The organism is Erwinia persicina (assembly GCF_019844095.1).
In the GTDB taxonomy this organism is placed as follows: domain Bacteria; phylum Pseudomonadota; class Gammaproteobacteria; order Enterobacterales; family Enterobacteriaceae; genus Erwinia; species Erwinia persicina.
In genome coordinates this window covers 2,994,585-3,014,303 of the sequence record NZ_CP082141.1, presented here as the reverse complement: position 1 = coordinate 3,014,303, position 19,719 = coordinate 2,994,585, and the positions used below count along the sequence as shown (strand labels likewise).

The 19,719-nt window shown below is 54.3% G+C and carries 22 protein-coding genes; 10 read left to right on the top strand and 12 right to left on the bottom strand.

The window, feature by feature from the left end; all coding sequences use genetic code 11:
* Nucleotides 1-3 precede the first annotated feature (3 nt).
* From K6L24_RS13835 to agp, 3 genes are all read left to right on the top strand, one after another.
* Nucleotides 4-609: a helix-turn-helix transcriptional regulator gene (locus K6L24_RS13835; RefSeq protein WP_118664335.1), complete on the top strand. Its 606-nt coding sequence runs from the start codon at nt 4-6 to the stop codon at nt 607-609.
* Nucleotides 606-1,109: a fimbrial protein gene (locus tag K6L24_RS13830; RefSeq protein WP_062743817.1), complete on the top strand. Its 504-nt coding sequence runs from the start codon at nt 606-608 to the stop codon at nt 1,107-1,109. The genes K6L24_RS13835 and K6L24_RS13830 overlap by 4 nt, the downstream gene beginning before the upstream one ends.
* Nucleotides 1,110-1,424: 315 nt before the next feature.
* Nucleotides 1,425-3,020, top strand: coding sequence for a bifunctional glucose-1-phosphatase/inositol phosphatase (gene agp / locus K6L24_RS13825; protein ID WP_062743816.1), 1,596 nt, complete (start codon nt 1,425-1,427; stop codon nt 3,018-3,020).
* A 129-nt stretch (nt 3,021-3,149) separates the two neighbouring features.
* Here agp and K6L24_RS13820 read toward each other — a convergent pair whose 3' ends face one another.
* Together K6L24_RS13820 and K6L24_RS13815 are read right to left on the bottom strand one after the other, a co-directional pair.
* A complete protein-coding gene (locus tag K6L24_RS13820; RefSeq protein ID WP_222681570.1) occupies nt 3,150-4,523 on the bottom strand; it encodes an NAD-dependent succinate-semialdehyde dehydrogenase in 1,374 nt (457 codons plus the stop codon).
* A 156-nt stretch (nt 4,524-4,679) separates the two neighbouring features.
* A complete protein-coding gene (locus K6L24_RS13815; RefSeq protein ID WP_062743814.1) occupies nt 4,680-4,910 on the bottom strand; it encodes a YccJ family protein in 231 nt (76 codons plus the stop codon).
* A gap of 332 nt (nt 4,911-5,242) precedes the next feature.
* On the opposite strand from K6L24_RS13815, the gene K6L24_RS13810 reads away from it, so the two are divergent.
* Nucleotides 5,243-5,431 carry a con-10 family general stress protein gene (locus K6L24_RS13810; protein ID WP_187509615.1) on the top strand — a complete coding sequence of 63 codons (189 nt, stop codon included), beginning with the start codon at nt 5,243-5,245 and terminating at the stop codon, nt 5,429-5,431.
* A gap of 117 nt (nt 5,432-5,548) precedes the next feature.
* Nucleotides 5,549-6,460, top strand: coding sequence for a DMT family transporter (locus K6L24_RS13805; protein WP_062743812.1), 912 nt, complete (start codon nt 5,549-5,551; stop codon nt 6,458-6,460).
* A gap of 36 nt (nt 6,461-6,496) precedes the next feature.
* Here K6L24_RS13805 and rutG read toward each other — a convergent pair whose 3' ends face one another.
* The 7 genes from rutG to rutA are packed head-to-tail and all read right to left on the bottom strand — an operon-like array spanning nt 6,497 to nt 12,055.
* On the bottom strand, nt 6,497-7,825 hold the full coding sequence (rutG, locus tag K6L24_RS13800; RefSeq protein ID WP_118664333.1) for a pyrimidine utilization transport protein G: 1,329 nt from the start codon (nt 7,823-7,825) through the stop codon (nt 6,497-6,499).
* Nucleotides 7,826-7,859: 34 nt separating this feature from the next.
* Entirely contained in the window at nt 7,860-8,384 is a 525-nt protein-coding gene (gene rutF, locus K6L24_RS13795; RefSeq protein ID WP_118664332.1) for an NADH-dependent FMN reductase RutF, read from the bottom strand.
* A 9-nt stretch (nt 8,385-8,393) separates the two neighbouring features.
* A complete protein-coding gene (locus K6L24_RS13790) occupies nt 8,394-8,984 on the bottom strand; it encodes a malonic semialdehyde reductase (RefSeq protein ID WP_062743809.1) in 591 nt (196 codons plus the stop codon).
* The gene (gene rutD / locus K6L24_RS13785; RefSeq protein WP_118664331.1) at nt 8,969-9,793 is read right to left on the bottom strand and encodes a pyrimidine utilization protein D; all 825 of its coding nucleotides are present in this window, start codon (nt 9,791-9,793) and stop codon (nt 8,969-8,971) included. The genes K6L24_RS13790 and rutD overlap by 16 nt, the downstream gene beginning before the upstream one ends.
* A 10-nt stretch (nt 9,794-9,803) precedes the next feature.
* The gene (gene rutC / locus K6L24_RS13780) at nt 9,804-10,190 is read right to left on the bottom strand and encodes a pyrimidine utilization protein C (RefSeq protein ID WP_062743807.1); all 387 of its coding nucleotides are present in this window, start codon (nt 10,188-10,190) and stop codon (nt 9,804-9,806) included.
* A gap of 27 nt (nt 10,191-10,217) precedes the next feature.
* Nucleotides 10,218-10,964 carry a pyrimidine utilization protein B gene (rutB, locus tag K6L24_RS13775; RefSeq protein ID WP_118664330.1) on the bottom strand — a complete coding sequence of 249 codons (747 nt, stop codon included), beginning with the start codon at nt 10,962-10,964 and terminating at the stop codon, nt 10,218-10,220.
* Nucleotides 10,964-12,055, bottom strand: coding sequence for a pyrimidine utilization protein A (gene rutA / locus K6L24_RS13770; RefSeq protein ID WP_222681569.1), 1,092 nt, complete (start codon nt 12,053-12,055; stop codon nt 10,964-10,966). Before rutA ends, rutB begins: the two co-directional genes overlap by 1 nt.
* 287 nt (nt 12,056-12,342) lie before the next feature.
* Between rutA and rutR the strand changes: the two genes are divergently transcribed.
* On the top strand, nt 12,343-13,008 hold the full coding sequence (gene rutR, locus K6L24_RS13765) for an HTH-type transcriptional regulator RutR (protein ID WP_062743804.1): 666 nt from the start codon (nt 12,343-12,345) through the stop codon (nt 13,006-13,008).
* 25 nt (nt 13,009-13,033) lie between these two features.
* On the top strand, nt 13,034-14,014 hold the full coding sequence (locus tag K6L24_RS13760) for a metal-dependent hydrolase (RefSeq protein WP_222682333.1): 981 nt from the start codon (nt 13,034-13,036) through the stop codon (nt 14,012-14,014).
* 38 nt (nt 14,015-14,052) lie between these two features.
* Here K6L24_RS13760 and cycA read toward each other — a convergent pair whose 3' ends face one another.
* Entirely contained in the window at nt 14,053-15,447 is a 1,395-nt protein-coding gene (gene cycA, locus K6L24_RS13755; RefSeq protein WP_222681568.1) for a D-serine/D-alanine/glycine transporter, read from the bottom strand.
* A 199-nt stretch (nt 15,448-15,646) separates the two neighbouring features.
* Between cycA and K6L24_RS13750 the strand changes: the two genes are divergently transcribed.
* From K6L24_RS13750 to K6L24_RS13740, 3 genes are all read left to right on the top strand, one after another.
* The gene (locus tag K6L24_RS13750) at nt 15,647-16,345 is read left to right on the top strand and encodes an extensin-like domain-containing protein (protein WP_137268882.1); all 699 of its coding nucleotides are present in this window, start codon (nt 15,647-15,649) and stop codon (nt 16,343-16,345) included.
* A gap of 920 nt (nt 16,346-17,265) precedes the next feature.
* Nucleotides 17,266-17,988: an autoinducer binding domain-containing protein gene (locus tag K6L24_RS13745; protein WP_187509620.1), complete on the top strand. Its 723-nt coding sequence runs from the start codon at nt 17,266-17,268 to the stop codon at nt 17,986-17,988.
* Nucleotides 17,989-18,117: 129 nt separating this feature from the next.
* Nucleotides 18,118-18,744 carry an acyl-homoserine-lactone synthase gene (locus tag K6L24_RS13740; protein ID WP_062743799.1) on the top strand — a complete coding sequence of 209 codons (627 nt, stop codon included), beginning with the start codon at nt 18,118-18,120 and terminating at the stop codon, nt 18,742-18,744.
* Here K6L24_RS13740 and K6L24_RS13735 read toward each other — a convergent pair.
* Nucleotides 18,741-19,079, bottom strand: a complete 339-nt coding sequence (locus K6L24_RS13735) for a GlpM family protein (protein ID WP_062743798.1) — start codon at nt 19,077-19,079, stop codon at nt 18,741-18,743. The genes K6L24_RS13740 and K6L24_RS13735 overlap by 4 nt on opposite strands.
* Before the next feature lie 95 nt (nt 19,080-19,174).
* Nucleotides 19,175-19,399, bottom strand: coding sequence for a DUF2594 family protein (locus K6L24_RS13730; protein ID WP_062743797.1), 225 nt, complete (start codon nt 19,397-19,399; stop codon nt 19,175-19,177).
* Nucleotides 19,400-19,719 lie beyond the last annotated feature (320 nt).

Genomic DNA, 19,719 nt, shown 5'->3' with positions numbered 1-19,719 from the left:
ACGATGTCTGATCCCCGCAGTCTGACGCTGATGATGTTTGACCACGACCGCTATTTTGCGGATGGCGTCCTGCGTTTTCTGCAATCTCACTATTCTCAGGTCATCATCAGGCTGTCTGTCCGACAGGTGACAAAAATTGATCTTCTGATGACCGGAATGGACGCCGTCTCGCTTTGTGCCTCGCAACAGTATGCGCGGCGATTAACCACAAAAAGCCAGCTGCTGGTGGTTCATGACTCCGGTGAACGGGGCTTTCGAACGCTGCCAGAAAGTCTGCAGGGCTACCCGGTAACACATCTCCATCGGCGGCTGCCACTGGCACGCCTCGCCAGCCTGTTGCATCAGTTGATCCCGGAGAAGGACAGTCTGATCACGGTTATCGATCCGCGATCACTCAAAGAAGACCGCCTGACACCGCAGGAAAAAACGTTTATCGCACATATGCGCGTTCACTTAACGCCGCATCAGATTGCCAGCAGTATGGCGCTGCACCCAAAAACCATCAGCACCTACAAACGTTCGGTCATGCTCAAGCTGGGAATGCAAAAGAATCTGGAGCTTTATCACTGGTTATTTTATTCGTCACCTTCGGACAGGGAGAGATCATGAAGTACGCGGCTATCTTCGCAGGGCTATTCGTGCTGGCGTTAAGCAGCCAGGCGGCAGAGAACGGTTACGGAAAAATAACCCTGTCCGGCGTGGTCGTGGATGCTCCCTGTTCTCTGGCGCCGGGTGCCGGGAGCATTGAGGTCAATTTCGGTGATATCAGTTCTGCGGCGTTGCAAAACGGCCATCCGTCACCAGTGAGGGAATTTTATCTGGCGCTGGCCCGGTGCCACACATTGCAGAAGAACCAGGTACGGGTGATTTTTCAGGGGACATCATATGCGGACGGGCTGTTTTCTGTGGGGGAGGGGAACACGACGGTGGGCATTGAACTGCGCGATCGAAACGGTCAACCGGTACGTAATAATCAGCCCGTGGCCTGGCAGCGGCTTAATGAAGGGGATAATCAGCTCCATTTTACGACGGTGCTGAAAGCACGTTCGCCGGTGGTCAGCACCGGGCGCTTTCAGGCGCAGGTGTTATTTACGGTGGAGTATTTATAACGCCGGTGAAAGGCAGGACGATTATCATTCTTATCCTTCAGTTTTCGCTCCTTTCCTGCTATTTTCTGGCAGAACGGGTGATTAGAGCATTCCTAAAAACATCTTGTTTCTTTTCAATCGCCTGAAGCCACTAAACCGTCGGGGTCAGAGTCTGCTATATTCTCATGAATGATTGACTGCCTGTTCTGACGTCAGGCAATGCGCTGACGTTGCACTCTGAGTGGGGTTGTGGTGAGTCAGCGTTGATGCACGGCACGCTCTTGCGCTGCATACTATGCCCGGTACGTTCACCCCTTGAATCAATGGAATATACATATGATCAAAAAGTTTAGTCTCTGTGCGCTGGCCGTTTGCTCCGCACTTTCCGGGGTTCCTGCCTGGGCCGCTGATGGTGATTATCAGCTTGAGCAAGTCCTGATGATGAGCCGCCATAACCTGCGTGCTCCGTTAGCTGACAATGGCAGCGTACTGGCACAGGCGACTAAAAAGGCCTGGCCTAAGTGGGACGTACCCGGCGGGCAGTTGACCACCAAAGGGGGCGTACTGGAAGTTTACATGGGCCGTTATACCCGTGAATGGCTGGCACAGCAGGGGCTGGTAAAAGACGGAGAGTGTCCGGCACCGGATGACATCTATGCCTACGCCAACAGCCTGCAACGGACGGTGGCGACCGCGCAGTTCTTTATCACGGGCGCATTCCCCGGCTGTGATATCGCCGTTTCTCACCAGGACGAGATGGGCACCATGGATCCGGTCTTTAATCCGGTGATCACCAACGACAGCGAAGACTTCAATAAACAGGCGCTGACCGCCATCAACGGCGAAGGCGAAAAGCTGGCGTTGAAACCGGCTTTCCAGCGTCTGGAAAAAATCATTGATTATAAAAATTCGCCAGCCTGTGATGGCAAAAAACAGTGTGACCTGAGCTCTAACCAGAACAAATTCAGTGCTGATAATGGCAAAGAGCCAAACGTCTCCGGCCCGTTAAAAGTCGGTAATTCGCTGGTCGATGCTTTTACGCTGCAGTATTACGAAGGGTTCCCGATGGAACAGGTCGCCTGGGGACAAATTAAAACCCCTGAACAGTGGAAAGAGCTGGCGGCGATTAAAAACGGTTATCAGGACACGCTGTTTACTTCTCCGGTCGTAGCCCGTGAGGTCGCGGCGCCATTGGTGGATTATATCCGAAGCCTGCTCGTCGACCAGGATAAAGCCAGCGCGCCGAAAGTGACACTGATGGTGGGGCATGATTCGAATATCGCTTCGCTGCTGACGGCGCTGGATTTCAAACCTTACGATCTGCCGGGACAAAATGAGCAGACGCCGATTGGCGGTATGATCCAGTTCCAGCGCTGGCACGACAAGAAAAACGATCGCGAACTGGTTAAGGTTGAATATGTCTATCAGACCTCAAGCCAGCTGCGTGATGCGGAAGTGCTGTCGCTGGACAACCCACCAAAGCGTGTAACGCTGCAAATGGCCGGCTGCCCGACCGATGCTAACGGTTTCTGTTCATGGGATCAGTTCACGCAGGTGCTGAATAAGTCCCTGCAGGGTACGCCACTGCAGGTGGCAGAGCAGGCACCAGCGGCCGCAGCCACACCGGCAGCGAAACCCGCTGACGAAAAAGCGGTTGTCAATAAAACGCTGGCTGATAAAGCCGCCGCAGACCAGGCCGCAGCGGACAAAGCCGCTCAGGCAAAAGCTTCTGCCGAGAAAGCCGCCGCCGATAAGGCTGCAGCCGATAAAGCAGCGAAGGATAAAGCGGCAGCGGATAAGGCCGCGGCTGAGCAGGAGGCAAAGGATAAAGCCGCTGCAGAGAAAGCCAGTGCAGAGAAAGCGAAGGCCGATAAGGCCGCCGCTGGCAGTGCGGCACCGGCCAAACCGGCGGCGCAGCCTGCGACAAACTAAGGGATCGGGGCCGCCGTTGATGGCGGTTCTGCATTCAAATCGAAAAAGGGGTGACCGGTTAACCGGTCACCCCTTTTTTTGTCAGCACGTTAAGCCACCGGGCGATCCCCGGGGCTACCCGTCATGCGCTTAATCCTTACTCACCACCACCAGCTTCTGGTTCACGAACTCTTTGATGCCCAGATCGGAAAGCTCACGGCCGTAGCCTGAACGTTTCACACCGCCGAACGGCAGTTCTGCGGCCGTATTGGTCGCGGAATTGATATACACCATTCCGGTTTCAATACGTGAAGCCAGGGCTTTACCGCGGTTGATATCACGAGTAAAGACCGCACCGCCCAGCCCATAGTGCGAATCGTTGGCCAGTTTCACCACTTCATCATCGTCTTTCACGATGTAGATCTGTGCAACGGGGCCAAAGAACTCCTCGAAGTAGGCAGGATTATCGCGCGTGATCCCGGTCAGGATGGTTGGCTGATAGAAACAGCCGTCGCCCGGAACCGGCGCGCCGCCCAACAGCACTTTCGCGCCTTTCTCCTTCGCCTGCTCAACCTGTTTGTGCAGGCTGTCGCGTGCCTCTGCCGACGACAGCGGGCCAAGGGTGGTGCTGGCATCCAGCGGGTCACCGATTTTTGCAGCTTTGAACGTTTCGGTCATTTTTTCGATAAAGCGATCGGCCACTTTTTCGTGAACGAGGAAACGCTTGGCGGCCGTACAGACCTGACCGCAGTTACTCAGACGCGCCCCTGCACCTGCTTTAACGGCTTTATCCAGGTCGCAGTCGTCCAGCACCACAAACACGTCATTACCGCCCAGCTCAAGGGTGGTTTTTTTCAGGTATTTGCCCGCCTGCTGTGCAACGGCGCTGCCCGCACGTTCGGAGCCGGTCAATGCTGCCCCCTGCACACGGTCATCGGCAATCAGTGTGGCGACCTGATCGTTACTGGCAAAGAGATTTGTCCATGCCCCCTGAGGAGCCCCGGCTTCCGTCACCAGTGATTCAAACAGGGTGGCGCAGTGCGGAACGTTCTGCGCATGCTTCGCCAGAACCGGATTACCGGCGGCGAGGTTCGGTGCCAGTACGCGCATCAGCTGGTAGAAAGGGAAATTCCACGGCTCAACGGCAACCAGTACACCAATGGGGTGATTCTCAACCCACGCCTCGCCCAGCTCTGTGGGGTAGGGGGTTGGTGCAAGAAAACGCTCTGCGTTTTCGGCATAGTAGCGGGCGATCTGAGCGCACAGTTGCACTTCACCCCGGCTCTGTTCAATGAGTTTGCCCATCTCAACGCTGGCGGCTTCAGCCAGTTCGTCAACACGGCTGTCAATCAGGTCTGCCAGCTTTTTCAGCACCTGCAGACGGGGCTGCATGGCCCCCTTTGACCAGTCAGAGTGATACAGTGCGTCAGCCGTGGCCAGTGCCTGTTCAATCTGGCTGTCGCTGTGGTCTGACCAGGATTTGATCAGCTTATTACTTGCGGGATTAATCGTCTGGTACGGCATGATGCCTCCTTTAGATAGTGTCAGTAATCAGCCGGGTTCTGGCTGTCATCTGTTAACCCGGTACTAAGGGTAGTCGACAGAATGCGGGGCGTTTCGGTTCTCGGACGAGTCTCACCGGGCTGAATAACAGGGCGGGCCTTGCTGCCCGCCGTTGTGTCAGACGTTCTTACGTTCAACCACCTTATTGTCCCATGTCAGGACATCGGCATCGGTTTTTTCAAAGGCACGTAACAGCACCTCGTCACTCCCCTGCTGCACCCAGATCTCTTCAGCCAGCCGCTCGTCATAGTCTGCGACCTCAAAAATGGCTTCGGCAATTTCGGGGGAGGTGTTGCGAAGACTGGCCCATTCGCCAACGTGATGCGCTTTCGATTGTTGTGTCGCCATAATGCTCTCCTGGGGTTGATGTCGTCCGTTATTTAAGTGATTTATCAGTATAGAAGAGTGGAAGGGAACTGTCCGTGGTGAGCGCGGCATTTGCCTGAGAAATCACCAGTTACCCCATTTTTTGCCACAATCCATTAATAAAAATTAAGCGGTAAAATCAGCATGTTCCTCTCTCCTCTGCACAGGGATCGGGCAGCAAGAGCACATCCCCTGCGGGATACACTACGCTTAATCAGGTGGCAGACGGCAGCGTGTGTTGCCATCGTGCCCGGTTCATCACCGCGTGAACGGGCACCATGCAGAATGATGTCTTAACTATTCGGAGGTAGGAAATGGCAGAACATCGTGGTGGATCTGGAAATTTCGCTGAAGACCGTCAAAGAGCATCAGAAGCGGGGCGTAAAGGCGGGAAGGTCAGCGGGGGGAATTTTAAAAATGACCCTAAGCGCGCCTCCGTCGCCGGGGAAAAAGGCGGCCGAAACAGTCGTGGCAGTAAAAGTAAAACGGAAGACGGGGAATAACCCGGCAGGCTGCCCACCGCCGGGTTTTCCGGCGGTGCAGACTGAACCCACGCACAGCGCTTGACCCTCCGCAGCTAACCCAGCACACTGACGCCAAATTTTCAGCAGAGTGCTCTGATGTCAGGTTTTTTCTCACGTTATAAGTTTGCAGTGAATCCCCAGGAGGGGGTGCTGATCTTCATTACGATGGTCTGGGGCGGGACCTTCCTGGCCGTCCATCATGCCATGACCGTCAGTGGGCCCTTCTTTTTTATCGGTGTACGCTTTGCCACCGCTGCGCTGCTGCTGGGCGTCATCTCCTGGCGCGTGTTGCGCGGCGTGACCTGGTACGAGATCAAAGCCGGTACGCTGATAGGGCTGGCGATTGGCCTCGGCTACGGGCTGCAGACCTACGGCATGCAAACCATTTCCAGCAGTAAATCGGCGTTTATTACGGCGCTGTATGTGCCGCTGGTGCCCATTTTACAGTGGGTTTTCCTTGGCCGGATGCCGGGTCTGATGTCATGGGTCGGGATCGTGCTGGCATTCGGCGGCCTGCTGCTGCTGGCTGGCCCGGAAAGTGGTGAGCTGGCGCTCAACGCAGGCGAAATCGCCACCCTGCTGAGCACGCTGGCGATTGCGGCGGAAATTATTCTGATTGGGGCCAGCGCCGGGAAAGTCAATGTCCAGCGTGTCACGGTGATCCAGCTGGCGGCGGCGTCAGTATTTGGTTTTATCATGATGGCCCCTAACGGTGAGACGGTGCCGTCGTTCAGCCCCTATCTGCTCTACAGCGCCGTGGGCCTCGGGATGGCCAGCGCACTCATTCAGGTGACAATGAACTGGGCGCAACGCAGCGTTTCACCGACGCGCGCAACGGTGATTTATGCGGGTGAACCCGTGTGGGCGGGTATCGTCGGCCGTATCGCCGGGGAAAGGCTGCCTGCTATCGCCCTGCTTGGCGGGGCGCTGATCGTCGTGGGGGTGCTGATCAGTGAAATGAAGCTGAAGCGGAAAAAAACGGCGGCGGAAAAGTCTTCTCAGGCCTAGATGCAGGGGCCTGGCCGGCCCCTGACACAAAACAGTTCAGCTATTCTCACGTACCGGGCTCTGTTCGGTTAATGGCCTGATGCGTTTATAGCTGAGCAGCATATTGAGTAAAATCGCGCCGAAGGTCGCCGTACCAATCCCGCCGAGGGTGAAGCTACCGATTTTCAGCGCAAAATCCCCTGCACCCAGCACCAGCGTAACGGCCACCATAATCAGGTTTCCATTCAGGCTAAGATCGACATGGTTTTGAACCCAGATGCGCGCCCCGGCGACTGCAATCAGGCCGAAAACGACAATCGAGGCCCCGCCAATGACCGGGCCGGGAATGGTGTGAATTAATGCACCAAACTTCGGCGAGAAGCCCAGCACCATGGCAATGATCGCCGCTGCGACAAACACCAGCGTAGAATAGACTTTGGTCACCGCCATCACGCCGATATTCTCCGCGTATGTGGTGACGCCGCTACCGCCTACGCTGCCGGAGAGCATGGTCGCCACTCCGTCACCGACAAACGCCCGGCCCATATACGGGTCGAGACTGCGCCCGGTCATACCGGCAACCGCTTTAATGTGCCCCAGATTTTCCGCGACCAGAATCACTGCGACCGGAGCAATCATCACCATCGCCTGGCTACTGAAGGTGGGGGAGGTGATTTGCGGCATACCCCACCAGGGGACGCTGGCCAGCAGGCTAAAATCAACGGGTTTACCCAGACCAAGGCCATTAGTCAGCAGGGCATAAATGGCCCAGGCGGCAATCAGCCCGACCAGGATCAGCAGGCGCTGCACCATGCCCCGGGTAAACACTGCCACAACGCCTATACACAGCACCGTCATTACTGCCATCCAGCTGTCGAACATGGAGGCGGAGACGCCACGAACGGCAATGGGGGCCAGATTGAGGCCAATGGCCATCACGACGGCACCGGTCACTACCGGCGGCATCAGCTTTTCAATCCAGCGCGTACCTGCTTTCATCACCACAAAACCGATCAGTGTGTAAACCAGGCCGCAGGCGATAATTCCGCCGAGGGCGACGCTGAGATGAGGGTTCAGACCCTGGCCGTTAAAACCGGTGACGGCAATCACCACCCCGACAAACGCTGCACTGGAGCCCAGATAGCTTGGCACGCGTCCTCCTGTGATCAGAAAGAACAGCAGCGTACCCACGCCCGACATCAGGATCGACAGGTTCGGATCCAGGCCCATCAGCAGGGGCATCAGCACCGTAGCGCCAAACATTGCTACCGCATGCTGCAAGCCCATGACGATCGTTTGCCCTGCGGGCAGTGTTTCATCAGGTGCGACGATACCTGTTGCGGATGCCGTCGTTTTCGACCATTTCGGGAACCAGGACGTTGCCATCGATATCTCCAGAGTGTGAGCACTACATGAAAAATCAGAAACTGCGTTGGGTTAACGGATGGTAACTGCGATCGAACCAAATCAGACCATGACTGCTGTCGTTGAAAACCAGTGCCTGTGCTTCGCAGATCAGAATGTCGTGGGTGCCCACGCTCATCACTTGAGTGACAACACAGTCAAATGACGCTAGCGCATCGCTTAATATCGGGGAACCGGTGGCCAGCGTTGACCAGCTGGCCGCAGCAAAACGTTGATCCATGGGGGTTTTACCCCCGAACAGTGTGGATAACGCTTCATGCCCGGCTGCCAGCGTATTCACACAGAGCTGCCTGTTTTCCAGGAAGATGTCATACACTGATGCAGAACGATTCAGGCACACCAGCAGGGTGGGAGGCGTGTCGGTCACACTGCATACCGCCGAGGCGGTAAACCCGGCCCGTCCGGCTGGGCCGTCAGTGGTGATGATATTGACGGCAGCCCCCAGACGCGCCATGGCATCACGGAACAGCGGTTTCTCTACACCACTAACCGGAGTAGCAGGAGGGGTGGCAAGTGTCATAGGCGCTCCTTATTCAATCACGCAGGCAGTGGAAAAATTAAGGCGTGGCAGGCGGGTATATACCTTCGTCCGGTCGCCGTAGCCGATGTTGACTAACAGATTGCTTTTCCAGCCGAGGCCGGCAAAAAAGGCAGCATCGACCGCTGACCGGTCAAAGCCAGACAGCGGGCCGGTATCGAGCCCGAGTGCGCGACAGGCCGCAATGAGATAAGCCGCCTGCATGGAACTGTTGCGAAAAGCGGTCTCTTCCGCCAGCGCCGGACTGCTGGTGAACCACGCGCGTGCATCGGCATGGGGGAACAGTTCTGGCAGCCTGTCGTAAAACTGCGGGTCCCAGGCAACGATAGCTGTTACCGGCGCCGTCATGGTTTTCTCAAGGTTTCCGCTGGAAAGCGTGGGCTTAAGACGGGCTTTGGCCTCTGCGCTGCGGACAAAAAAGAATCGTGCCGGGCTGCAGTTTGCTGATGTAGGTGCCATGCGCACCAGGTCATAAATTTCCTGCAGCTGCATGTCAGTCACGGTACGATCCTGCCAGCCGTTGTAAGTCCGCGCCTGAGTAAAGAGCGTGTCGAGGGCGGAAGTGTTCAGCGCGTCTGCCATAGTGGCTCCCTGTCAGTGGTGTGGACGACGAGACGGCTGCCCTGCAGCCAGCTCATCAGTAGGGGGTTAAATGTGGCACTGTCGGTGACGCTCATGGCGTGCCCACCCCAGCTCATGCGGTGAAGGGTGGCATCAGGCAGCGCGGCCAGGAGCCGCTCAGAACAAGTCCAGGGCACCAGCAGGTCATCACCAGAACAGAGCAGCAGCACCGGCTGGGTGATGTGGCCGGCACGATCGCTGAAGTCACAGGCCATCAGCGCGTGGAGTCGCTTCAGGAGATTATCCATCCCCTGAAAGTGCGCGGCGTGCAGGGTGTCTTCCGCTTCAATGCGTGCCTGATTTTCTGACAGCCAGTCTGCAGGGTAGAGAAACAGAGGCTGGGCGCGGACAAATGCCTCAACCCCGACATTCATCAGCAGATCCTGCCGCACGCGAAAGCAACGACGTGTATGGGCATCCAGTTTTAGCCAGCTGTTCACCAGCACCAGTCGCGTTACGCGTTGCGGATAGTCCAGCGCCAGTTGCAGGGCAATCATGCCACCGAGCGCATGGCCAATAATATCGAACTGATGAATATGGTGCTGTTCCAGCAGTGAGGCCAGCTCAGCGGCCATGTCCCGCATACTGTAGCCTTCCGGCAGGACATCCGGGCTGCGGCCGGTGCCGCGTTGGTCATAAACCACCACGCGAAACGCCCGGCGCAGTTCATTCATCTGCGGCAGCCAGAAGCTTCCCAGTCCACCGAGTCCGGCAGCTAGCACGACGGTTCTTGCTCCGGGATCCTCCCGGCCTGACAGCTCAATATGCATAGTGAACGCCTTATTTTCCGATATGGGCCACGCTGGCAATTTCAATCAGCGCATCGGGTTTTACCAGCCCGCACTGAATGCAGAAACGGGCCGGTTTTTCCCCCGGAAAATAGTCGGCATAGACCGCATTCACCGCCGCGTAGTGCTGCCAGTCGGTAATAAAAATGGAATTGAAGGTGACGTCTTCCATTTTGCCGCCTGCCGTTTCAATGACGCTTTTGATGGTTTCCAGCACGTGACGGGTCTGCGCGGCAGCATCGCCGACATGAACCACGTTATTATCTTTATCAAATGGCAGGGTACCGGACACGTACACCACGCCGTCCGCCAGCGTGCCGGGAACAAAGGGGGCAATCGGGATACCCGTGCCCGGCGGGGTGATAATGGTTTTTGGCATAACTGTTCTCCGTTAAATCAGCCAGGGTTAAGCTGTCTGGGGGATGGCTGCGTGTTCGGTTTGCAGTGCGTGACAGAAGCTACCGACGTCAGAGACCCAGCCAAAGAAGGTTTCGATATTGAATATCGCTGCCTGCTGGACAAATTGCGGGCCAGCCTGGTAAGTCGCATCCTCCAGGACAATGCCGAAATACTCCAGGAAGAAGCCATCCCGCAGCGTTGATTCGACACAGACATTGGTCGCAATTCCGGTAAAGACCAGATGTCGGATGCCCCGGCTACGTAACATGCTGTCCAGTGCGGTATTGAAGAAGCCGCTATAGCGCGGTTTTGGCAGCACAATATCACCCGGCTGTGGCGTTAGCTGATCCACCAGTTCATAGTCCCAGCCGCCTTTTGCCAGCAGCGTGCCCTGAAGTTCCGGATTCTGGCGCATGGTTTTCAGGGCATTTGACTTATGCCAGTTCGGTGAGCCGGGGCCTCCCGCCTCAACGTACTGATCGTCCCAGCCATTCTGGAACCAGATCACCTGAATACCGGCGGCGCGTGCGGCGTTCACTGCCACGTTAATCCGATCGATCACCGGGCGGGTCGCCGACACGTCAAAGCCGGCCAGATCAAGGTAGCCACCGGGTGTCGCATAGGCGTTTTGCATGTCAACGACAATCAGGGCCGTCTGTTCCGGTGGGAAGACAATGGCCTCCGGACGAGCGGGCAGGGTGAGGGTGTGATGTGTTGAGGTGGTAGAACAGACCACGGCCGGTTTATGAGTCATTACGCCACCTCCCGCGCAGCTTCAATAATTCCTGCGCGACACTGCATCAGCGGCTGAATGCGCTCACCAAAGTTTTCAATACCCTGCAGGAAGTCATCAAAGGTCAGCAGCACGCCCTGCGTCCCCTCCACCGTGGCCACGTCGTCCAGCATGCGCGCAACGTTCGCATAAGAACCGACAAGAGTGCCCATATTGATGTTGACGGCGGACGTCGGGTCGGCCATCTGGCGTACGTTGGTATCACTGCCGGAGCGTTTATCCTGTTGACTCTGTGTGGTCAGCCACGACAGAGCATCTTCATCGGCACCTGCCTTGTAGTGTTCCCATTTCGCCCGTGCGGCCTCGTCGGTTTCATCGGCGATGATCATAAACAGAACATAGGAACCGACATCGCGCCCCTGCGCATCTGCCGCACTCTTCATGCGTGCCGCTGTCGGAGCGAATGCCGTCGGGGTATTCACGCCCTTGCCAAAGCAGAAGTTATAGTCGGCGTGTTTTGCTGAAAATTCCATGCCCGCGTCGCTCTGGCCGGCACAGATCACCTTCATCGGCTTCTGTGGCTGCGGACTGAGGCGGCAGTCGTTCATGGTGAAGAATTCACCCTTGAGGTCGGATTTACCGTTGCCCCATAAATCGCGCAGTACGCTGACGTATTCAGTGAGGTAGTCGTAGCGACGCGAGAAATATTCATCGCCGGGCCACAGTCCCATCTGATCATATTCCGGTTTCTGCCAGCCAGTGACCAGGTTGACGCCGAAGCGACCGCCGGAGATGGAATCGATGGTGGATGCCATGCGGGCTACAATCGCTGGCGGCAGCGTCAGGGTGGCGGCCGTCGCATAAATTTCAATGCGCGAGGTGACGGCAGCCAGCCCGGCCATCAGCGTGAAGGATTCCAGGTTATGATCCCAGAACTCCGTTTTGCCACCGAAGCCACGCAGTTTGATCATCGACAGCGCGAAGTCGAAATGATAGTGCTCGGCTTTCTGTACGATGGCTTTGTTGAGTTCAAAGGTCGGCATGTACTGGGGCGCATTGTTGGAGATCAGCCAGCCGTTGTTACCGATAGGGATAAAAACACCAATTTTCATAAGTCATCCTCTGCGTAAGTGAAAGTGCAAACCCCGGCGCTGCCGTGCTTCCCGCACTTTCCATTGAAGCGGCGCTACAGATTGGATTGCAAACGCTGTGCCACTTTAAAAAAATGCAAAAAATACAGGAGGTTGGTTTTTTATTATTGATTCAGGCTGGACTGAAGGGTCCATTTCAGACCAGTTGGTAAAAAAGGTGCACGGAAAGCAGGCAGGGATGGTCAATAAAAGTGCATGCGCGTGATTAGGTATGCGCCAGGTGATTTGTTATCATCCCCGCACCCCACATGGATCATGGAGTCACGGTGAAGTCAGCTGATAAATTACCGGCTAAAACCCCGACGCGGCGTTCGCGTGCGGTGGCAGCAAAGCGTTCCGCTATTCTTTCTGCGGCCCTGGAATATTTTTCGCAGTTTGGCATTCACGGCACCAGCCTGGATAAAGTGGCTGAGCGTGCTGATGTGTCCAAAACCAATCTGCTTTATTACTTCCCCTCAAAAGAAGAGCTCTATATCGCGGTACTGAAAGACCTGCTGGACGTCTGGCTGGCTCCGCTGCGCGCTCTGCGCCATGACCAGCATCCGCTTGAAGCGATACGTGACTATATCCGTCTGAAGCTGGAAGTGTCCCGCGATCATCCTCAGGCTTCACGCCTGTTTTGCATGGAGATGCTGCAGGGGGCTCCGTTGCTGAAAGCTGAACTTGCCGGCGATTTACGTCATCTGGTTGAAGATAAGGCGACGGTGATCGAAACCTGGGTGCAGGAGGGCAAACTGGCCGCTGTGCAGCCGAACCATCTTATTTTTATGCTGTGGGCAACCACTCAGCACTATGCGGATTTTGCTACCCAGGTGGAGGCGATCACCGGACAGACCCTGAACGATGAGTCTTTCTTTAACCAGACGGTCGACAATGTCCAGCGCATGGTGATTGAAGGTATCCGCGTACGCTAACGCCAGTGACACACAGGAAAGGATGATGGATTCTGTTTCACAATTTTTACTTGGAGCCTCAGTGGCCGTCGCGGTCATGGGACGCAAGGTTCCGGTATGGCAGGCCGTTACCGTCGGGGCCGTGTGTGGCACGCTCCCCGACCTTGATGTCTTTATTGATCATGGCGATGCCATCCGTAATATGACTCTGCACCGGACCGAGAGTCATGCACTCTTCTGGCTGACGCTGGTTTCCCCCGCTCTGGGCTGGCTGGTGTCGCGCCTGTGCCGTCAGCCACAAATGTTTCCCCGCTGGTGGGGGGCAGTATGGCTGGCGTTGATCACCCATCCGTTACTTGACCTGACAACCGTATATGGTACCCAGCTAGCGCTGCCTTTTACCGATAGGCCTTTTGCTATCGGCAGTATGTTTATTATCGACCCTCTGTATACGCTGCCCCTGTTGGTCGGGGTGATTGCCGCCCTCGTTTGGCGACAAACCCGTGGCTACCGCTGGAACAGCCTGGGACTGGGGCTGAGTAGCCTCTATCTGCTGTGGAGCATGGTGGCGCAGGGGTGGGTGACGCATCAGATTGAGCAACAGCTGGCCCAGCGGGAAGAACGCGTGTTGCGGTTGCTGGTGACACCCACTGCCTTTAATACACTCCAGTGGCGTGTCGTGGTGATGACCGCCGATCATTATCAGGAGGGGTTTTATTCCCTGCTCAATGCCGATCACCCCCTGGCGTTGACGAAGCACGATAATGGAAGGGCGTTGTACCAGCAGTTCAGCACTAACTGGTATGTGCAGCGCGTGGCGTGGTTCAGCCGGGGTTTTTATGCCATGAAGCGGGTGGGTGAGCATATTACCATTACTGATCTGAGGATGGGGGAAGAACCGAATTACAGTTTTACGTTTGATCTGGGGCCGGAACCGTTAAAAAACGGGCCGTTTAAACCGGAGAGAGTCAGTGTACAGCGCCCGCCGTTAGGGCAGGCGTTGCATAAGCTGTGGTCGCGTTTTTAAAAACGAAGCGGGCCAGGAGGGAATCTGACCCGTTTTGATTAGGCGGTTTTACGTTTGCGCAGGAACCAGCCCACAGCCAGCAGGATAAACCACAGTGGGGTGACCATCAGTGCCTGACGGGTATCCTCCTCCAGCGTTAAGAGCACCAGCACGAAGGCAAAGAAGGCCATACAAACCCAGCACATAAACTTGCCCAGCGGCATCTTATAGGCTGACTCAGCGTGACGTTCCGGATGCTTCTTACGGTAGGCAAGATAGGAACAGAGAATAATCGTCCAGACAAACATAAACAGGATCGCTGATACCGTGGTGACAAGGGTGAATACGGTCATCACGTTAGGGATCAGGTAAATCAGCGCGACGCCACCCAACAGACAAAGGCAGGAGAAGAACAGGCCCGTAGTCGGCACCGCACGGCGTGATAGCAGACCAAAGCGACGATGCGCGACGCCCTGTTGCGCCAGGCCATAGAGCATACGGCTGGTGGAGAAGATACCGCTGTTGGCGGATGAGGCTGCTGATGTCAGCACCACGAAGTTAACGATACTGGCCGCTGCCGGTAAACCAATCAACACGAACATTTCAACAAACGGGCTGCGATCCGCTACGACCTGATTCCACGGCGTGACAGCCATGATCACCATCAGCGACAGCACGTAAAACATAATAATACGCAGTGGAATGGCATTAATCGCACGCGGCAGTACGGTTCTCGGATTATGTGTTTCCGCCGCGGCGGTACCCACCAGTTCAATGCCGACAAAAGCAAACACCGCAATCTGGAAGCCGGCAAAGAAGCCGCTTAACCCTTTCGGGAACATGCCGCCGTGATCCCAGATATTACTGAGCGATGCCGTACCGCCACCTGGTGAAGGGTAGTGCATCGCTACCAGCACAATGCCAGTGGCGATCAGCGCCACGATGGCGACGATTTTAATAATCGCGAACCAGAACTCCATCTCTCCGAACAGTTTTACCGTGGCAATGTTCAGCGTCAGGAACACGACGATACAGAGCAGGGCGCTCATCCATATCGAGAAGTCCGGGAACCAGAGTTGAAAATAAGAGCTGATGGCAACAACGTCGGCAATGCCGGTGACCACCCAGCAGAACCAGTAAGTCCAGCCGGTGAAATAACCTGCCCATGGACCCAGTAGATCGGCGGCAAAGTCGCTGAACGATTTATATTCCAGATTGGAAAGCAGTAGCTCACCCATCGCCCGCATCACGAAGAACAGCATAAAACCGATGATCATATAGACGAAGATGATTGACGGTCCGGCGAGGCTAATGGTTTTTCCAGATCCCATAAACAGACCCGTACCGATAGCCCCGCCGATGGCGATAAGCTGAATATGACGATTATGCAAATTACGCTGGAGCGATACCGGCTCGTCTGCGGAGGCAACGGCCTCTTTTGATTGATCAACCATTACGGATTTCCTGTCGTGTGTTGATGAGACGAAAGCTCTGATGGCTTTTCTGATGTCTGATGTTGTTGAGGTTAGTACGATCAAGAGCTTAACGTAAAAAACGGGCTGAGAAAGCAAAATTGCAGCTAAACTGCGTTTAGTGTGCATTGCTTGCTTAAAAACCCGGCTGCGCTTGTTGGTTTAATCATTGGAGGGGGAGATGAAGCGATTAATCTTGCTGGGGATCGTGCTTCTGCTCTGTTGGGGAGGGGTAAAAGTCATCCTGCCTGAATTACCCCCGCAGTGGGATCCCTTTAGGCCGCTGTCCGTGACCGATGCGCCGACGCTGGTGACGCGCTATAAGCTAAAGCAGTTGGCCTCCGATCCTGACGCCTGCCTGGCTGTACTGCAGCAGGCCCAGGCGAAAGGCTACATCAGTTTTACCCGCCCGGGTTCGCAGAGTGGCCAGTGCCCCCTCGTCGACCCGGTCAGAATCACGCGCTTCGGCGATGTGACGCTTAGCGGCTCCTTTCTCAGCAGTTGTGCGCTGGCCGTCAGCAGCACCATGATGGTCACACAGACGCTGAAACCGCTCGCTGCCAGCGAACTGGGCTCACCACTGGTGCGTATCGATCACTTTGGCAGCTTCGCCTGCCGGAATATTTACCATCGCGCCCAGGGAAGGTTAAGTGAACATGCCACGGCGGAAGCCTGGGATATCAGTGGGTTTCGTTTGCAAAACGGCAGGCGTATCAGCGTGCTCAATCACTGGTCAGAAGAGAGCGACCGTGGCCGCTGGCTGCACGCTGTCTTTGCCAGTAGCTGCCCGCTGTTTGGCACCGCACTGGGGCCGGATTATAACGCGGCCCATGCTAACCATTTCCATTTTGGTATGCGTAGCTTCGGCCTCTGCCGTTGAGGGCTGGCTGCGCACGTTTTCTTCCTGGCAAAATGTCATGCAGGACTGAATAAAATACATCCCCGCCAGGAGACGCCTGGCGGTGCTGAATAAAGGCGCTTTCCTGTGTACCTTTCTGCCGGGTTGAAAAAGAGCGCGGTGCTCCCTATATAGGAGTTCAATCACGGCATCAATAAAATGCGTGGGTTTTTCACAACGTTGCTGAAAAAAATGGGCAGAAAACCGGAGCGTGACGTTTGAAATAATAACATCAGGGCCGCGTTCAGCCCTGTATATCATCAATGAGATGTGCTTCTGTGTGCCCGCGCCTTTTGCTCATGTTGATGCCCAGCCAGGCTGTTCCGCCGACAGTTGAAAAGGGGACTACGGACGCAGGAAAAGCCAGCGCAATCCCTTGCAAAGATTGTGGAGTTGTCTGATGTTCATTCATGCAGATTAATCTATGCTAGGAAACTCAAACGGCAAAGATTCGCAGGCATTTTCTATTAGTATCAGTGCATTTCGGCTGTCGATGTCACCCCGGTGTGCAGATTGAACAGCGTTTTGTAGGGTAATAGTGAAGAAATATTATATGTATTACTAAGGACATTTAAGTCAAAATTATTGAATGTTTATAGGAAAAATCCTATTCTAGGCGGGTGTGGTGAGGGTTGTGTTAAATCGATGTATCTTGTTGACAGTGCTGAAACACAAAGATAATTAATGGGGCGAAGGGTCTGTGTCGTTTTTCCAGGCTTATTTTGCTCATTCTTTTCTGACTTCACAGTCAGTGACCGAAAACGTTAAAAATTGTGTTTCTGGAATAAGTATCAGACTAGTCAATGAGATATTTTGCGGTTTTATTCATTTGTATGCGACCGAAATCACCATAACAATGATAATCAGGCGAGGTGTACCCGCCTTGCCCGGTTGAGGCGTTAATGACACCTGAAAGCTATTTCAGCTGGCGCTCCGAAATGCAATTTTCTTTTTGCAATGGAAGCAATGTTGCTCATATTACCAGGATAATTGAACAACAGGCGAACGAGCTGGAATTCGATTTTTATGCACTTTTTATTCGACATCCGGTGCCTTTTACCCGGCCGAAAACTTTTTTTTACTGTAATTACCCGCAGAAGTGGGTTGAATATTATTTGCAGGAAAACTTTGCTCAGTCAGACCCGGTGTTGAAAAAATGTGGCTCACCAGGGGTAGTATGGCAGTGGACTGACGATGCGGCGGACAGCGGGCAGCAGGTTTTTGACGCGGCCAGGGAGCACGGTATTTATCAGGGCATTTCCTGCTCAGTGCTGGCAAAAAACAGAGCTATAGGAATATTATCGCTGTCTTCGGCGGATCCATCTAAAAATATGGCATTAACAACGGAAATGGAACTTAAACTCCAGTATATTTCGGAGCTGGCGATGGCAGCGCTCATCAAAGTGAATGATATTTCGATGTCGATCGCCAGCTTAGAATTAAGTGAAAGAGAACTTGAAATTCTTAAATGGACTGCAGAGGGAAAAACATCGGCTGAAATATCACTCATCCTTTCAATTTCTGAGAATACGGTTAATTTTCACCAAAAAAACATGCAAAAACGATTTAATGCACCGAACAAAACGCAAGTTGCCTCTTATGCAGCCGCAATCGGTTTAATCTGATAGCAGTTGCAACTACCAGATTTGGTAGTTTCGAATAACTAACTGGTTGTCTACCCTGCGCCCAGGGTAACAACCCTGCCCGAACCGTCAGGAGCGGCGCTCACGAGGGAATGCGACAGGGGATCAAAAATGAAGATTATCCAGACCAAGCTGAAGGACATGCCATCTTCGTTGTTGGCAGAATTAGGAAGTTACCGTTACAGCGTCTTCGCCAGAGGCGAAGGATGGTCGATTCCGTCACGCCTGAGTACACCGGGTCAGGAGTATGACCGCTACGATCGTTCAGATGTCATCTGGCTTATTGCCTGGACAGCACAGCATGGGATTTGTGGGTGTGCGCGGCTCATGGCCTGGCAGGATCCTGATAACAGCCGACTGGCGGCAGGCGGCGATCATCCCCGCATCGACAGTCACGTTGTCTGGGAGATGTCACGCTTTTCGGCTCGCCTGGAAATTGATGCCGAGCTGCCGCTTAATATTTTATGGCATGCGGTGCAGTTGGCGGAGCAGTCCGGCATCCAGTATCTTTTCAGCGCAGCAACGCCCATGCTTGAACAGATGTTTGAACATCATCAGGTCAACTATGACCTGCTGACACCGGGAATAATTCAGTCAGAAGATAATCTGTTTGCCGTCAAAATACCGGTAAAACAGCAGAATCTTGCGAATAAATTCCATGGTGCGCGCCGTTTCAGACCGGAAGAGGTTCTGCCAACATTGGGCGTCTCAGTGAGTTGGGGGCCGCGGGAACGTTAACCCTGCCATTTTGACCACAGCGCGATCAGCACCCACGCTGCCATGCTCCAACATAATACGGCTGCCAGCAGCGCCAGTGGCAGCCGCATTATGGTAATAAAATACCAGAGACTCAGCAGATAGATAAAATAGGGCAGGATCGCCCACATGCCGAAGATAATGGTGGTGCGCAGTGCTTCCATTCCCCGTTCGCTGCCTACGATATAATGAGCGATAAGAGCAAATGTGGGAAAAAGCGGGAGCAATCCGGCGAGATAGTAGTGACGCGTTTTTGACAGAATGCCAATCAGCACCACAATCAGCGCCCCTAATACTGCTTTGAAAAGTAAGGCCATTGTTTTTTTCTGTCAGTTAAAAACACTACGTTGTGTTAAAACCTCAAAAAATGCAATGGCCCTTTTTAACTGCGCAGGATCACCTCAGCCTGTGGCTACTGGCGATAAGCATGTTTGATCTGCTTCACCGTGTTGGTGAACACTTCAGCCTGTTTTTCGTCTTCCAGTCCGGCAATATAACGTTCCAGATTAATGATAACTTTACCTGCATCCGCCTGACCCATTCCTTTCAGCATCAGTGTGACCAGGGCTTTCATACAGGTCACTTCGTTGGCCAGTGCCTGCGCTTCTTCGCTGGTTGAAAAGTCGATCTCACTCATGATATCTCCCGTTGGTCTTTGAAAAACAGTGCTTGCGTTGCAAGCACCGATCACTAAAAAGTTGTCAGAAGTATATCATATCACGCCATCAGGAAATCACTGTTCTGCCGGATGTTTCGGCTTAAGAAAAGTCTGTTTCATAACACAAAAATGCTGGCCAGAGCGTGAGGGAGAGAGTGTATTTTTACTATAAGTAAGGCGGTGGCAGCACGGGTATTACTAATGCGGGAAGTGAATGGCCTCAGGTTTTTTCATATTGTGCTGCCAGTTTTACTCATTATGTAAATATATATTGCCATAAGACGTTATTTCGGACGCCA

Bases quoted from the DNA above. Each gene is read 5' to 3' on its own strand.
- K6L24_RS13835 (WP_118664335.1), top strand. From the start codon at position 4: ATGTCTGATCCCCGCAGTCTGACGCTGATGATGTTTGACCACGACCGC.
- K6L24_RS13830 (WP_062743817.1), top strand. From the start codon at position 606: ATGAAGTACGCGGCTATCTTCGCAGGGCTATTCGTGCTGGCGTTAAGC.
- agp (WP_062743816.1), top strand. From the start codon at position 1,425: ATGATCAAAAAGTTTAGTCTCTGTGCGCTGGCCGTTTGCTCCGCACTT.
- K6L24_RS13820 (WP_222681570.1), bottom strand. From the start codon at position 4,523: ATGCCGTACCAGACGATTAATCCCGCAAGTAATAAGCTGATCAAATCC.
- K6L24_RS13815 (WP_062743814.1), bottom strand. From the start codon at position 4,910: ATGGCGACACAACAATCGAAAGCGCATCACGTTGGCGAATGGGCCAGT.
- K6L24_RS13810 (WP_187509615.1), top strand. From the start codon at position 5,243: ATGGCAGAACATCGTGGTGGATCTGGAAATTTCGCTGAAGACCGTCAA.
- K6L24_RS13805 (WP_062743812.1), top strand. From the start codon at position 5,549: ATGTCAGGTTTTTTCTCACGTTATAAGTTTGCAGTGAATCCCCAGGAG.
- rutG (WP_118664333.1), bottom strand. From the start codon at position 7,825: ATGGCAACGTCCTGGTTCCCGAAATGGTCGAAAACGACGGCATCCGCA.
- rutF (WP_118664332.1), bottom strand. From the start codon at position 8,384: ATGACACTTGCCACCCCTCCTGCTACTCCGGTTAGTGGTGTAGAGAAA.
- K6L24_RS13790 (WP_062743809.1), bottom strand. From the start codon at position 8,984: ATGGCAGACGCGCTGAACACTTCCGCCCTCGACACGCTCTTTACTCAG.
- rutD (WP_118664331.1), bottom strand. From the start codon at position 9,793: ATGCATATTGAGCTGTCAGGCCGGGAGGATCCCGGAGCAAGAACCGTC.
- rutC (WP_062743807.1), bottom strand. From the start codon at position 10,190: ATGCCAAAAACCATTATCACCCCGCCGGGCACGGGTATCCCGATTGCC.
- rutB (WP_118664330.1), bottom strand. From the start codon at position 10,964: ATGACTCATAAACCGGCCGTGGTCTGTTCTACCACCTCAACACATCAC.
- rutA (WP_222681569.1), bottom strand. From the start codon at position 12,055: ATGAAAATTGGTGTTTTTATCCCTATCGGTAACAACGGCTGGCTGATC.
- rutR (WP_062743804.1), top strand. From the start codon at position 12,343: ATGGATCATGGAGTCACGGTGAAGTCAGCTGATAAATTACCGGCTAAA.
- K6L24_RS13760 (WP_222682333.1), top strand. From the start codon at position 13,034: ATGGATTCTGTTTCACAATTTTTACTTGGAGCCTCAGTGGCCGTCGCG.
- cycA (WP_222681568.1), bottom strand. From the start codon at position 15,447: ATGGTTGATCAATCAAAAGAGGCCGTTGCCTCCGCAGACGAGCCGGTA.
- K6L24_RS13750 (WP_137268882.1), top strand. From the start codon at position 15,647: ATGAAGCGATTAATCTTGCTGGGGATCGTGCTTCTGCTCTGTTGGGGA.
- K6L24_RS13745 (WP_187509620.1), top strand. From the start codon at position 17,266: ATGACACCTGAAAGCTATTTCAGCTGGCGCTCCGAAATGCAATTTTCT.
- K6L24_RS13740 (WP_062743799.1), top strand. From the start codon at position 18,118: ATGAAGATTATCCAGACCAAGCTGAAGGACATGCCATCTTCGTTGTTG.
- K6L24_RS13735 (WP_062743798.1), bottom strand. From the start codon at position 19,079: ATGGCCTTACTTTTCAAAGCAGTATTAGGGGCGCTGATTGTGGTGCTG.
- K6L24_RS13730 (WP_062743797.1), bottom strand. From the start codon at position 19,399: ATGAGTGAGATCGACTTTTCAACCAGCGAAGAAGCGCAGGCACTGGCC.